This is a genomic window from Pseudomonas sp. LB3P14 (assembly GCF_054898045.1).
The window spans coordinates 888,634-902,694 of record NZ_CM142714.1 but is presented as its reverse complement, the minus strand read 5'-3'; the positions used below and the strand labels follow the sequence as shown (position 1 = coordinate 902,694).

General features: G+C 54.3%; 12 protein-coding genes and 2 pseudogenes. 8 read left to right on the top strand and 6 right to left on the bottom strand.

Annotated features, from left to right (window positions below):
• Nucleotides 1-68 precede the first annotated feature (68 nt).
• The 3 genes from ACYZT5_RS04250 to ACYZT5_RS04240 all read left to right on the top strand — a co-directional run bounded on the left by ACYZT5_RS04250 (nt 69) and on the right by ACYZT5_RS04240 (nt 2,576).
• Nucleotides 69-746 (top strand): Crp/Fnr family transcriptional regulator, encoded by a 678-nt coding sequence (locus ACYZT5_RS04250; protein ID WP_462049945.1) that lies wholly within the window; start codon nt 69-71, stop codon nt 744-746.
• A gap of 200 nt (nt 747-946) precedes the next feature.
• The gene (locus ACYZT5_RS04245) at nt 947-1,159 is read left to right on the top strand and encodes a hypothetical protein (RefSeq protein ID WP_462049944.1); all 213 of its coding nucleotides are present in this window, start codon (nt 947-949) and stop codon (nt 1,157-1,159) included.
• A 142-nt stretch (nt 1,160-1,301) separates the two neighbouring features.
• Nucleotides 1,302-2,576 carry an outer membrane protein transport protein gene (locus ACYZT5_RS04240; protein WP_462049943.1) on the top strand — a complete coding sequence of 425 codons (1,275 nt, stop codon included), beginning with the start codon at nt 1,302-1,304 and terminating at the stop codon, nt 2,574-2,576.
• Between the two features lie 921 nt (nt 2,577-3,497).
• Here the strand turns inward: ACYZT5_RS04240 and ACYZT5_RS04235 are convergent.
• From ACYZT5_RS04235 to ACYZT5_RS04220, 4 genes are read right to left on the bottom strand one after another with little or no spacing between them, the layout of a single operon-like run.
• A complete protein-coding gene (locus tag ACYZT5_RS04235; protein ID WP_462049942.1) occupies nt 3,498-4,754 on the bottom strand; it encodes an NADH:flavin oxidoreductase/NADH oxidase family protein in 1,257 nt (418 codons plus the stop codon).
• The gene (locus ACYZT5_RS04230; protein ID WP_462049941.1) at nt 4,744-5,457 is read right to left on the bottom strand and encodes a winged helix-turn-helix transcriptional regulator; all 714 of its coding nucleotides are present in this window, start codon (nt 5,455-5,457) and stop codon (nt 4,744-4,746) included. The genes ACYZT5_RS04235 and ACYZT5_RS04230 overlap by 11 nt, the downstream gene beginning before the upstream one ends.
• Before the next feature lie 20 nt (nt 5,458-5,477).
• Nucleotides 5,478-5,876 (bottom strand): helicase, encoded by a 399-nt coding sequence (locus ACYZT5_RS04225; RefSeq protein ID WP_462049940.1) that lies wholly within the window; start codon nt 5,874-5,876, stop codon nt 5,478-5,480.
• Nucleotides 5,877-5,911: 35 nt separating this feature from the next.
• On the bottom strand, nt 5,912-6,757 hold the full coding sequence (locus tag ACYZT5_RS04220) for an alpha/beta fold hydrolase (RefSeq protein WP_462049939.1): 846 nt from the start codon (nt 6,755-6,757) through the stop codon (nt 5,912-5,914).
• Nucleotides 6,758-6,941: 184 nt separating this feature from the next.
• On the opposite strand from ACYZT5_RS04220, the gene ACYZT5_RS04215 reads away from it, so the two are divergent.
• From ACYZT5_RS04215 to ACYZT5_RS04195, 5 genes and pseudogenes are all read left to right on the top strand, one after another.
• The gene (locus ACYZT5_RS04215; protein ID WP_462049938.1) at nt 6,942-8,585 is read left to right on the top strand and encodes a GMC oxidoreductase; all 1,644 of its coding nucleotides are present in this window, start codon (nt 6,942-6,944) and stop codon (nt 8,583-8,585) included.
• 339 nt (nt 8,586-8,924) lie between these two features.
• On the top strand, nt 8,925-10,295 hold the full coding sequence (locus ACYZT5_RS04210) for an outer membrane protein transport protein (RefSeq protein ID WP_462049937.1): 1,371 nt from the start codon (nt 8,925-8,927) through the stop codon (nt 10,293-10,295).
• A 517-nt stretch (nt 10,296-10,812) separates the two neighbouring features.
• Nucleotides 10,813-11,352 carry a TetR/AcrR family transcriptional regulator gene (locus tag ACYZT5_RS04205; protein WP_462049936.1) on the top strand — a complete coding sequence of 180 codons (540 nt, stop codon included), beginning with the start codon at nt 10,813-10,815 and terminating at the stop codon, nt 11,350-11,352.
• A gap of 99 nt (nt 11,353-11,451) precedes the next feature.
• Nucleotides 11,452-11,568: pseudogene (locus ACYZT5_RS04200) on the top strand (type II toxin-antitoxin system ParD family antitoxin); the annotation flags it as partial.
• A gap of 2 nt (nt 11,569-11,570) precedes the next feature.
• Nucleotides 11,571-11,864 (top strand): annotated as a pseudogene (locus ACYZT5_RS04195) (type II toxin-antitoxin system RelE/ParE family toxin).
• 326 nt (nt 11,865-12,190) lie between these two features.
• Here ACYZT5_RS04195 and ACYZT5_RS04190 read toward each other — a convergent pair.
• Nucleotides 12,191-12,490 (bottom strand): Arm DNA-binding domain-containing protein, encoded by a 300-nt coding sequence (locus ACYZT5_RS04190; RefSeq protein ID WP_462049935.1) that lies wholly within the window; start codon nt 12,488-12,490, stop codon nt 12,191-12,193.
• Between the two features lie 607 nt (nt 12,491-13,097).
• A complete protein-coding gene (gene kdgK, locus ACYZT5_RS04185; RefSeq protein WP_462049934.1) occupies nt 13,098-14,042 on the bottom strand; it encodes a 2-dehydro-3-deoxygluconokinase in 945 nt (314 codons plus the stop codon).
• Nucleotides 14,043-14,061: the final 19 nt, after the last annotated feature.

The following is a 14,061-nucleotide window of genomic DNA, read 5'->3' as shown; positions in this document are numbered from 1 at the left end:
TCGGGAAATGCTGCTCCCCATCCACCAAGATCTCGATACACAATGCCAACGATGGAGCTGCCAACAAAATGAAAGGCTTCAACTGGATCGATGAACTGAGCCCTCAAGTGCGGGATTCCATTTTACGTTGCGCTCATCCAAGAACCGTTGCCGATTCGAAGATCCTGTATCAAAGCGGCGATCGAGTAACGGAAGTTTTCCAGATCGTTTCCGGAGCCATCCGCAAATGCATCCTCACCGAGGACGGCCAGGAGGTACTGCTCTACGTTTATGGACCTGGCGATATAGTTGCTGATGCCCCGGTGACTGATGATGAGCCCTCCCCCGTCACACTGACGACGCGGGGAGAAACCAGATTGAGGGTCTGGTCGGCGAGCGATCTGAAACTGCTCCGGGAGCAGCACCATGAAATCGAAACGGCGCTCGCCTGCCAGATCAACCGTCGCTTACGGGTAGCACTTCAATTGATCGAGGAGCTGCTGACCTTGCCGGTCGCGGCAAGAATCGCGTCCCGCTTCGCTCAACTTAGTGATCTGCAGAAGCCTTCTGATCGAGGAATCGATTTACTGCTCTCGCAGGTAGATATAGGTCTCATGGTCGGAAGCACACGGCAAAGCGTCAATCGAGTGGTCAACGAACTGAGAGGGCTGGGCCTGATAGAACCGCTCTACGGCAAGATAACTATCAAGGACCTGCCAGGACTTAACCGCTACGTTCGAGAACATCACCGCTCGAGCGAACGATAGCTTTCGCAATGTAATTTGGAAAACGTTGTTGTTGTTTCGATAATCACTCCGCGGCAAGAGGTCCAAATCCTCAGAGGCGAAACGAAAAATAGCTCACACAATGTAATCTGGAAGACGTTTCCCTGGGATAACGCGCCCTACCATCAACTCCGTAAGCGCCCATGTCATAACAATAAATCAGGCGCTACCGGAGATCTCATATGCATCTACAAACACTCGCCAATATTTCGCCCTTTTACTCCCCTCCTCCATGGCCTCATCTCAGGCGCAGCCAGGCCAAGATCGGGGCAACGCATCCGCTGGCCCTCTCGATGATAACCAGTTCACCCAACTGCCGCCCGAGCGTGGCAACCAACGTCTTCCTGGTAGAAGCGATGCCTGCCGACCTGCCGATGCCGTCCTCGCTGATCTAGCTCCCGTTTTGTGTGTTGGGAAGTATGAAATTGAGCCCTTGTTACGGTTATAGATCCGCTCCGCTGCACCTGCGCATGTCGGATAAAGCGATCGCCGCAAGCTGGTGAAGAACCACGCTGTCACCCTCATCGGAGTAAAAAAATGAACAAAATTATTCTCCAAGGCACTTTCACACTGGCCTCCTGCGCGCTGTGCACCACCGCTGTTGCCAACGGCCTGGCCCTCAACGAGCAAAGCGCCAGCGGCGCCGGCACTGCCTATGCCGGCCGCGCCTCAACAGCGCTGGATGCCAGCACTGTCTATGGCAACCCCGCCGGCTTGAGCAAGCTCAAGCGCACCGAGGTCAGTGGCGGTTTCGCGGTGGTTAGTGCCAAGGTAAATATCAGTGACGCCCAGAGCGGTGCCTCGGGCAGCAACAAAGGCGACTCAGTACCGTTGGTTACAGTGCCTTTCGGTTACTTCTCCACGCCGATCAATGAGGACTTCACCTTCGGAATGGGCGTTTATGTTCCCCATGGGCTGATCAACGATTATGAAAGCGGTTTTCAGGGCCGCTATCACGGCAGCTATAGTAAGGTACAAGTGATCACCTTGCAGCCAACACTTGCCTATCGCATCAACGAGCGCGTCACTATCGGCGGCGGCCCAACCATCAATCGCATAGACGGTAAGCTGCAAAACTATCTGGCCACGGGGGCCCTGAATGCCGGCAAGGACACTCAGATCACAATCAAGGGCGACGATACCGCGATCGGCTACAACCTGGGGCTGATGGTCGATCTGAGTGACGCCACTACCTGGGGCATCACTTACCACTCCAAGGTTGCCTATCGCCTCGAAGGCCACACTGAAGTGAGTGACTCTCCGAGCGCGTTCGGCCTGAACGGTAAGTACAAGACCTCCTTGGATGCGACCCTCCCGGAGTCAGTAAATACCTCTTTCACTCATCGCTTCAACGAGCGTTGGACTGGTTACCTCGGTTCCACCTGGACGCGCTGGAGTCGTCTGCCGAAGCTCGAAGCACACAATAAGGGTGTGCCACCGCTCGGTCAGCAACTAGGTTTCAACACCATTGGCGAAGAGCTGAATTGGCACGACACCGTATCGGTTGCAGTGGGTGCCTCCTATCAACTTGATAAGGAGTGGGTGCTGCGTGCAGGCTTCGCTTACGATCCGTCACCGACCACCAACTCAGACCGGGAAGTGCGCATTCCCGTAGGCAACCGCCGAGCCCTGACCCTGGGAGCCGGCTACTCACCCAACGCGGATCTCACCGTCGATCTCGCCTACGCCTACCTGTGGGAAAATAGCAGCTCGGTTAGTCAGCCCAACACTTCCGGACTCCAGCCAGCCTACAGCGCCAAGTACGAGAACAGCGCCAACGGCCTACTGGCGCAACTGACTTATCGTTTTTGAGGCCAGCGCAACACGCCATCTGACGTGGGCGGGGTCATGATAAGTAAAACCACGCCAGCATCCGACCCGCCATGTGCAAAGCAGATCCCCTCATGTAGTAGAAGAGGCCAGACATCACCGGAAGCCGCCCCATGGTAGTAGGTGATGTCGTCGGCCAAGCAATGCCTGCTAGACCCGTCCCGTATCATCGATCAGATTCTCTCAATGATTACCCGGGCTTAAGACACGCAAGCTTTCCATCAAATCAATGATAATTATTTGTAGTCGATCCTCGTTCATCTACCACCAGCGCTACTTGGCCTTGACTCGAACAAAGAATAACTTGAACACAAACTCCCCTCTCAATGCCCGCGAGGTCTACCAGGTTCTAAGGGACGTCTCCCTTGGCATACGCACCATCCAAACGACGCTGGCAACGGCGCGAGGGTAGTGGAGGCCAATCTGTGCGTGATGCGCTCCCCGCGATCGTGCCCGGCCAGATGGAAGCGTTCACGCCCCAGAGCGCGCATCAGTGCCAGTTAGTATGCAGCCACCGCCCGAAGCCGTAGTGGGAAAGATCCGCTTGCATCGAAGGCTTACCCGACCCCGCCATAGCCGACCAGGCCAGCACACACTACGCTACAGCCGCGCGCGACCATTGCTGGTGCGATTACTTCTAGATCGCTAGCGGCTGGGGGAACCCGTGGAGCATCAGGACGGCATCGCCATCCCGCCGCTGTAAAGCATACGACCTCAGTGCGGCTGCATCGTGAAAGCCTTTTAACATGGAACCTAAGCTCCACAATGCCCCAGGGGCTTTGTTGGCATTGAGTCTATCGGCGAGACAAAGGACGACCCGAGTAATAGGTCAACGCCAGTGCTGCAATAAAGCGGCCGACAGGTGCTGGGGCAGCGTCTCTGGACTCGCAGCTTATGCCGGTTTCAGGAGCGGGCCCGCAAGCGGCGAGTGCGGAATGCCCCCCACCCGCTACCGAACGCAGCTTTAAGGAACGCCCAGAATCCACTTTCGTTGGGGCGAGGCTCGCCACCTTTGGCAATGCGTTTGAGTTGTCCGGTGTACCAGAGGATTTCCATAATCCCCATGCGATCCACGGCCTTGATGCCGGTATTGATTGGTCGCACCTGTTGATAGCTGTCGCTCCCCTTCAGCAATGCCGCTGGGGCATCCGGATCAATGGCCAACAATCGTGCCAGACCGACCACATCTAGCGATCCGGAGCGCAGTGCCTCGTTCATCCCTGCCGCCGTGCGAAAACCGCCTGTGACCATCAAGGGCACTTGTACGTTAGCTCGAACCTTCGCGGCGAACTCTAAGAAGTAGGCTTCGCGTGCTACGGTAGAGCCTTTTTTAGGCTCATGCATCGCACCACTCATGGCTGGAGCCTCGTAGGTGCCGCCGGATATCTCGACTAGATCAATACCTGCGTCGATCAGCGCGCGAATAGTTTCCATCGACTCCTCTTCAGTGAAGCCTCCGCGCTGGAAGTCAGCGGAGTTGAGTTTAATCCCCACCGGGAAGTCCGCTCCGACTTGACGTCGAATTTCGGCGTAGACGGCCAGCACAAAACGGCGACGCTTCTCCGGTGTGCCACCCCATTCGTCTTCGCGCCGATTGTGATGGGGTGAGAGGAACTGATTGATCAAGTAGCCGTGTGCTCCGTGGATTTCCACGCCACTGAAACCAGCTTTTTTGCAGATGGCGGCACTGCGCCCGAAACGCTCGATGATGTCTTGGATCTCGGCAACAGTGGCTTCACGCGGGGTTTCGAAAAAGGCAACCATATCCTCTCGGAACGGAACAGCCGATGGAGCAAGGTTGCTGGCGTTCAGCCCCTTTGTCGATTGTTTGCCAGGGTGGTTGAGTTGCACCCAGATCGCCGCCCCCTGGTCGGTAGCAACCTTCGCCCACTGTCGCAGTACCGGCAGATCTTTCTCGTCCTCAATGACGACATTGCCCGGTTCGCCAAGGGCGCGACGGTCAATCATCACATTCCCCGTAATGATAAGTCCCAGACCGGAAGCTGCCCAGCGACGGTACAGTTCGACCAGCCCCAGGGTGGGACGGTTATCGTAAGTGCCCAGCGTCTCGCTCATCGATGCCTTGGCCAGTCGATTGCGCAGCACGCTTCCGTTGGGCAGTTGCAGGGATTGGTTCAGCAGGTTTGTTTCAGCTTTCATCTGGTGTTCCCACAAGGCTGGAATGAGGAAGAGCAGCAAGCAATGTGTCCGGTAAGTTTTCCGGATTGAATTCGAGCACTTGAAACAGTTGCTCGAAGGTTTCGAGCTGTGTGTGCGGTAGATGAGCCCGACCTTCGCGCAACGCGTCTGCCGGCGAAATTTGTCGTAGGGCCAGCGCCATGAAGGTATTCAGATCGCAGTGGATGACTACATCGGCCGCTGGGGCAGAACCTGAGCGCGCGAGTATCTCGCTGTCATCCACGCGTACGTGAAAGACTTCCTCGCCCACGTGAAACTCGTATGTGGCGCGTAATCCAGTGTTTGCATCGGAGCGGCCGATGCCCGTGAGGCTCAGGGCTATGAGTTCAGCGCGTGCAGTCGCGGGATCGATGCGTTCGTCCACTGGCAAGCTCAGCCCCCAGAGTCCTAACGCGAGCAGTGGTTTACGCAACTGCTCCCCCAATTCCGTCAATTCGTAGGCGGAAATTGGCGCTGTAGCAGGCTTGGCGATTCCGTTGTCTACCAGCACCTTCAGGCGTGCGGACAACCGGTTAGTCCCCATTGCCGGCAATACCGCCAACAGCTCTTTGAACCGCTTTGGGCCCAATAGCAGTTCGCGGAGCACCAATAGCGTCCAGCGCTCGCCTAGCACATCGAGGCTTCTGGCAATCGGACAAAGCTGCCCATAGGTCTTGTTTAGCATTTTGTCAGGCGCCATCGTGGTTAAAACGCAGTGCGGTCATAGGGAGCGACCACTGTGGGTGGCTGCAGGTAAGCAGTCAGTCCCTGGAAAAACATTACCTTGAGGAAATCACCGTTGATAACCAACTCCTCGTTACCCAGCCCCCTAAGGAACGCTGCCTGGCTGTCCTTGGCCGAGAGAATTGCAAAACCCTTATCGGCGTCTTTAAATTTCAAAGTGAAGCGCGGATTGTCGGCCAGGCCGGCAACGGATCGGATGGTGCCGTTTCGGATGACGAAATAGCGGCCGATACCCGCATCGGTACGGATCTGGAACACAAGATCCTCGCCTTCGATGTAGCGAGCGCAACTGGGGTTTATCCTGACCTGCCGTTTCAGCAGTTGAGTGAACATCCACAATAGAAATTTGAACTTGATCATGGTGACAACCTTGAGTCAGTGGATCGGGTTTGACGTTATTCGCTGAGAAACCTAGCGGCGTGATAGAGAAAGCGCTCCGGGTACTGGAACTGCGCGCCATGTCCGGCATCCGGATAAATAAATAACTGCGCGTTCGGCAGATTGCGCGCCATGTAGAACGAGTTGATGGTCGGAATCATTACGTCGTTCACGCCATTAAGGATAAACGTCGGTTGCTTGATTTGACGTAAGTAGGCAAACGGATCCTCTTCGGACACCCTCGGCAGATACAGCATGTTTGCCTCGATCTGCGCTGATGCAACTTCCTGCGAAGCAGGCGGATCCTGATCCTCGCGCTGATGCCGGCGCTCCCAGAATTCGCTTGCAGCTCGCTTTGCCACCTCGGAACGGCCAAAAAACAGGTACTCAAAGTCTTCGTAGGTCGGAACTGGACGCGGCGCGGTCGTCAGTACCTTAGGTTCCATGTCCGGGTTGCCTCCACGCGGGCCTGTACCCAATAGCATCAGCTTACGAATAAGTGCGGGATGTCGCCATGTCAGATCCAGCGCCTGGAAGCCGCCAAGTGAGAAGCCCAAGACATCGATTTTTTCCAGGCCCAAGAAACCTACGAAGGCGGCGGCATCATCAGCCATGTCTTCAATGCGACGACGTGGCTGGCCGGACGACGAGGCCACGCCTCGACCATTAAAGAGGATCACTTCCCGGCCCTGGGCCAAGCCGTCGGTCAACAGCGGATCCCAGTGATCCATGCCACCGCGAAAGTGCTGAAGCATCAGCAGCGGCGGCTGATCGGTGGCCGTATTTCCCCACCTGCGGTAGGCGAAGCGGTCGCCATCGATCTCGCTGAAGCGGGTTTGGGCAGTCTGATGCGTATCGGTCATGTCTTTCCTCACGAGCGGTTTCGGATTCTGAGGCTGGAGCAATTCTAGCCTGTGACCGCCGGCATTTACTATACAAAAAATATAGCATTAATGAAATACGAATCGTATAGTGAATTCGTGACTGGGCCTTGCTCTGCTTTTGCAGGCCATGGCCTCTCCAAAAAAATAAAAATGGGAGCGTAACGTGGAACTGGCTTTCGACTTTGACTTCATCGTCATAGGCTCGGGCTTCGGCGGCAGCGTTTCGGCGCACCGGCTGACGGAGAAGGGCTACCGTGTTGGCGTGATGGAAATGGGGCGCCGTTGGCGTGCCGAGGACTTTCCGAAAAGCAACTGGGATCTGCGTAGATGGATGTGGATGCCTGCGCTGAAAATGTTCGGCTTCTACAGCATGCGGATGTTTCGACACGTGGTCGTCGCAAGCGGCAATGCGGTCGGCGGAGGCTCCATCACTTACGCCAACGCACTGCTGAGGCCTTCGGATAAGGTCTGGGACGAGGGCTCATGGGCAGGTCTGGCAGATTGGAAGAGCATCATGCCAAGGCACTATGCTGAGGCCGAGAGAATGCTGGGAGTGACTGAGAGCAAAATCCTGGGAGAAGCGGATTTGCGTCTTAAAAGGATGGCGGAGCTAAATGGCGTCGCCCACACCTTTCACGCACCCAATGTTGGTACCTTCTTCGCTCCAGAGGGCGAGGTCGCGGGCAAAACCTATCCCGATCCGTACTTCGGCGGTGAAGGCCCTGAGCGAGGAAGTTGCGTGGGCTGCGGCGGCTGCATGATGGGCTGCCGGCACAATGCCAAGAACACACTCGACAAGAACTACCTGTTTTTGGCTGAGAAGAACGGAGCTCAAGTCTTTGCGGAAACTCAAGTCGTAGACGTCCGACCGTTGAATGGCAAGGTGGACGGCAGCGATGGCTACGAGATCCACACGCAATGTTCGACTTCCTGGTTCCGCAAGAATAAGCGGGTCTTCCGCGCCCGAGGCGTGGTGTTCGCGGCATCCTCGTTAGGGACGATGGAGTTGCTGTTCCAGCTCAGGGAGAAAGGCTCTCTGCCTTGTATCAGTCAGGATCTGGGTAAACGGATACGCACCAATGCCGAGTCACTTATCGGCGTCCGCTTCCCTTCCACAGATAAAAGTATGTCCCCAGGCTTGGCGGGCGGGGCCAGTATCTACTTGGACGAGCACACTCATATAGGTGTCGTACGCTATCCGGAAGGGTCAGATGCCATAGGGCTGATGATGACGCTGATGAGCGGTGGTCGCCCTGGCTGGAGACGAATTGGTACTTGGATACTGGCATTACTCAGACACCCGATGCAGGCCCTACGGGTACACAACCCCAGAGGCTTTGCACGGGAAAACATGTTGTTGCTTGTGATGCAAACGGTCGATGCTCATATCAATATGCGTCTTAAACGTCGCTGGTACTGGCCGTTAGGAAGCCGTCTAGTGACAGAAGGCGGCCCAATTCCTACGTTCATCCCGCAAGCGAATGCCTTCGTCGAGAAGGGTGCCAAGGCACTAGGTGGTATAGCGACCACCTTCCTCAGCGAAATCCTGTTCAACATTCCAACAACCGCGCATTGCATGGGCGGTTGCGCCATGGCGGAATCCGACGGCCATGGTGTCATGGACGCGCAAAATAGAGTGTTTGGATATCGCAACCTGCTGATCTGCGACGGATCAATGCTCAGTGCCAACCTTGGCGTGAACCCAAGTCTGACGATCACTGCACTAGCAGAACACGCGATGTCGCACATACCAGTGAAAGGGAAACCTCAAGTCGAAACTCGGATTGCGATGACCCAGTTGGAATAACGGGTTGCTTTACGGGCGAACGTGCTCGGCAACTAGAGCAGAACCGTTGCGCCACGTGGATGCGGCGACCAAGACTCGATAAACGTCTCGAATTGCAGAAGCCGATTAGCGACTGCGTTTGCGCTGGTTTTGCTAGGGGTATAACTATCCATGTCCAAAAGTCATACAGGACGGCGCAAATTACGCCTTCTACAGAACCATCTAAAGAAGCCGTAAGAGAACTTTAAATCGATAAAAAACCATATCAATATAGAACCAGATTGGTCATATTAAAGAACTGCCATCCTTAGCTGGAAACGGCACCATTGCCTAAGACTAAAAACAAAAATGGGTCATCCAATGAATACAAAAAAAACTGTTGAACCATCAGCTGGCGTGATACCTCACCCCTGCCCTAGCGTCCAATCTAAACTTAAAATAAACACACACCTTACCCTGCGCAGTTCAACATTATTCGGGGCGACTCTAATACTAACACTAGGAATTCCATCTGCTTCATGGGCAAATGGACTTGCGCTCAACGAACAAAGCGCTAGTGCTGCGGGGACTGCTTATGCTGGCCGCTCCTCGTCAGCAATAGACGCAAGCACCGTGTATGGTAACCCAGCGGGTTTAAGTAAAATCAAAAAAACAGAGGTAAGCGGCGGACTGGCATTAATTGACGCAAAAGTTAACATAAGCGATGCAAGAAGTACTGCCACAGGTACCACTGACGGAAATTCCGTACCTCTTACAGCTATTCCTTTTGGATACTTCTCCTCGCCAATCGACGATCGCTTTACCGCTGGCATTGGTCTGTATGCGTCATACGGCCTCGTTAATGATTATGAGAGTTCCTTCCAAGGTCGCTACCATGGCTCCTACAGCAAGGTTCAGGTTAAAACATTGCACCCTGCTGTCTCGTACTGCTTAAACGATCAAGTAGCTATTGGCATTGGCACCACATTCAATCGTATTGAGAACAACATGCAGTCCTATTTAGCCACAGGAGCTTTTAATGATGGAAAGGACACACAGCTTACTGTAAAAGGAAATGACACTGCCATTGGCTATAACTTAGGCCTGATGGTTGATATGAACGAATCAACCACATGGGGATTAACTTATCACTCAAAACTCGACTTCCATGTTGATGGCCACACTAAAATAAGCGACAGTCCCGGCGCACTTGGCCTCGATGGAAAATACAACAACAAGATGGATGTGACCCTACCAGAGTCAGTGGATACATCGTTCACCCATCGCTTTGATGAGCGCTGGACTGGTTACGCAGGTGCTATTTGGACTCGGTGGAGTCGAATCCAGAGGATTGAAGCAATTAATAGTGGATTACCCTCCCTAGGCCAACAGTTAGGATTCGGCGCCGTTGGCGACGACTTTAAACTTCATAATACTGTGTCGACGGCTATTGGCGTTTCGTACCAACTCTCTTCGCAGTGGCTACTTCGCAGTGGCTTGGCTTTTGATCCTTCGCCGGCCCGCAACTCCGACCGAAACGTGCGACTTCCAGTAGGAAACCGAAAAGCCTTGGCTTTTGGTGCCGCTTACTCACCCAACTCTGATCTGACTATCGATATAGCCTATACCTATCTTTGGGAGTCAACCACATCTGTTAATCAAGCCGATACAAATGGTTTACAACCCGGTTTTAGTGCTAAATACAACAATAGCGCACACATTATAGCAGCACAGCTAACACATCGGTTTTGATGTCCCTTTGGCGTGGCATCTTGAATGATGCCATCGTCATTCTTGCAGACTAAGGGGCGTTGCGCGTTTCTTATAAATGAACATGAATCGCCCCAGTACTTAAGCCACTCGGATATCTCCGACTGGAAAAATCCTGATAATGCAATGCCAAACTCTTCGACTTTAACCCCAAAATTTTCAGAAACAGAAGGAACCCATACCGACACGAGGGCATAAATCTACTAATAGGCATATCTGAGTCAGTAATAAAAACGATCGTCTCAATAGCCGAGACACCAAAGTCACCCCTTGTCGACGAAACAAGGAAAATTTCTGATTCGATACTCAGGTTATAACATTGTCTCGGCACACCATCTTTTCAATAGTAGGTTTTCAATCCGCCGATAATGGCAAGGTGCCCCACACATCGACTAGAGCAAAAAAATGATAGCAATAATACCACACGGCAAGTGTTTTGATTTTAGTCACTCTTGCCCCAACTCAGCTAATGAATAAGATAGTCAAATGAGGTGTGAAAATGAGTTCCAGCAAAGCACAGGCGCGGAAAAATCGGGTACGCGTTGTTGAATCAGCTTCAGTGCTGTTCCGCGAGCGCGGCTATAACGGTATCGGGGTTAAGGAATTGATGGCGGGGGTCGGACTCACTCATGGAGGGTTTTACAACCAATTCAGCTCAAAGTCGACACTGATGATCGAAGCTACGTCGTTCGCTCTTTCCCAAATGACTGCTGACTCCAATGCGAGTGACTTCATCAATTACTACGTATCCCGTGCTCACCGTGATTCAGTCGGCCAAGGGTGCGCGATCGCTGCGCTCGGTGGCGATGCTGCTCGTCAACATAGAGATATCAAGTCCGTATTTGAGACCGGCATAGAGAAGCTAATCTCAGGCTTGAGTTCCGGGCTGTCCGCTGATGAGCAAAAGGAAGCCCGTGCCAAGGCAGTTTCATTGTTGGCACAAGCGGTCGGAGCCATTGTACTGTCGCGGGCCTGTCCAGATGATTCGCTATTAACCGACGAAATCCTGGACACCTGTAAGCTATCACTCGCCATTTAGTTCGCGCCCAGAAGCATGTTTCACCAGCAAGAGCCCTAATTGTTGGCGCAGATTGAACACAACCCTACCCTGTCGATTCAAATTTGACCTAGGGCGAAGATCGGTATCATGGATCTTGAGCATGGGCGCTTCACTCAGTTGAACGAAGGGGATTTGGAGCACTACCTCGAGGGGTTGAGCCTGGAGGCAGCCCTCCCCGCGCGGGAGAAACACTGAGCATGCCGGAGTATCGGATTTCCTACGCGGCGCGCGCCGACATTGTCGACATCCTCAGGCTCTCCCAGACGCAGTTCGGCGATCAAGCATTGGCAGCCACGACCGCGATGAACTTGCACCGGGCCTTCGCAGCTATCACCTCATCTACTCACGCCAGCAGGCCAAAAACACCCCATGGAACGGTCAAAAGCCCGCGCCATATCGTGTTCTATCGTGTGGTAAACGAAGACGTGATCGAGGTCGTCAAACGCCTTCATGACGCCATGGAAGTGCAGTTGCACTTGCCCAACGACTGATAGCAGACCTGACCCAAAGGGTTAAGTGGCCATGAACAGCGAAGGTGAGGCGTCCCACTCTACATCTCAGTTTGAGCGCCCAGCGCTATCACCCAATTCGGCGGCCAATTGAAGCGGGAGGCTGTGGCAAGGCCGCACTATCGAGTGCCCGCGGCCGGATTGGACTCGAGCCCTCCTTCGATGATGGCGTACCGGAGGAATTAATTTAACCAGGTTCGGCGCGTCTCCGCCGTCGAGCGCGCCACGACGTTTAATTTTGCGCACCACCTTCAGCACATCCTCAGACTCAACGCCTGTAAATCACGTCAATGCTGAAAGACCGCTTCTTAGGTGTTTTCAATGGCCAGGCGCCTGGCATTACGCTCCAGCCGCCGATGGGCACGCGGATCGATACCCCTGGCGACCAGTGCCCTCGCAACATCTCGCAAAGCGCGTGCATCCCGCAAACCAATTTCAGGATAGGTACCGAGAGAAATACGGGGTTGCTTATCCGCCCAAGAAAAGCGGAAGTGCCAGCGCTTGGCCCCTTTCGTATTCACGAAAAGGGCGAGGCCGTCGTAGTCAGGAAGGGTGTAGTCCTTGGCACGGGGTTTGGCGTGTCGGACCGCGGTATCGGTGAGGGCCATCGTACAATCTCCGTCTAGTTTAAATAGAGGAGAGTTGTACGGTTTCCGATGAGGTAAGTACCACAAAAAAGTGATCTACCAAACGCCGGATTAATGTACTAAAAAATGTACTAAAAAATCGTGGCTGATAGTGCTATCGAGTGGAACTTACTGGAATTAAAAAAGAGGCCGAAGCCTCTTTTTTTCAGTCTCTGCAGACTTCAATAGAAGCCAGTAGAACAATAATTGGAGCGGGAAACGAGACTCGCATCTGGCGTCCGACCCATTGAAATCTAAAGGGTTTAATATATTCCTGAAGCAGGAATGGACTTGATTCTGGACTTGTTTTTTGGGTGTATCAAGAGTGAGAAAGGGAATTAATCCAAGACACGCTACTGGGTTCTGCCCATAGCCACTCAACGCAGCCGGCAACGCGTTCGTTACCGCGAACGCCGGCTCCGCCGGGTACTGTGCCCGATTACGTACCAACAAGCTGGTTGCTCCGAACAATCTGTAAGTCTCCCCGTCTGCTGCACCACCCGAAAGTTGGCGCTTTTAAGCGCTTTGTTTTCGCAAACAGAAAGACCACCGTTCGAAGTTTCAGGAAAAGCGGCGAAACAGCAAGTCGTCAGCCCGGCATCACCTCCCGCGCGATCAACGCCCCCGGATACTGAATCACTCGCCCAGCCAGCCGGTGCCCTTCTGCAGCCGCGTGTTGTGGGGAGCCGCCGTGCAGCCGGGTGGCCAGGTAGCCCGCGCTGAACGAATCGCCGGCTGCCGTGGTATCGACCACCCTGTCGACCGTTGTCGCACAGACTTCATGCAACGCGCCGTCGTGCTGGACCAGACAGCTCTGCGCGCCACGTTTGATCACCACTTCACTTACACCCATCTGCCGATAGCGATTGAAGGTCGACTCGACATCGGCCTCCTCGAACAGCTCCTGCTCATCGTCCAGGGTCAACAAAGCCAGGTCCAGATGAGGCAGCAGTCGTTGATAGGTGTCTGCCGCGTGCTGACGGTCGCGCCACAGGCGGGGTCGGTAGTTGTTATCGAACACCAGTTTGGCGCCACGAGCGCGCGCCGCAATCAGTCGTGGCAAGAGGCGATCAAGACCGGCCTCACCGAGCACCGCCAAGGTGATCCCACTCAGATAAAACACCGAGTAATCGTCCAGCGCCGTCAGCACCTGAGCCGCCAAAGCGTTGGTAAAGCATTCGCGCACGGCGGCTTCGTTACGCCAATACAAAAAGCGTCGCTCGCCTTGGGCATCAGTCTGGATGCAATACAACCCCGGCAGGCGTCCGGGCAAACGCTGAACCAGCGACAGGTCGATCCCTTCATCCGTCCAGGCGGCACACATGGCGTCGCTGAAACTGTCATCACCCAGCGCCGTGACATAGGACACCTGCCAACCCGCTGCCATCAGGCGACGCAAATAAACGGCGGTGTTCAAAGTATCGCCGCCGAAGCTCTGCCGTAGTTGGCCGTCGGGGCGCTGTTGCAGTTCGATCATGCATTCGCCGATCAGGGCGATACGCAAAGGCGCGCGGGTCGGCGCAATGAAAATCATAAAGTTAAATCATCCGATG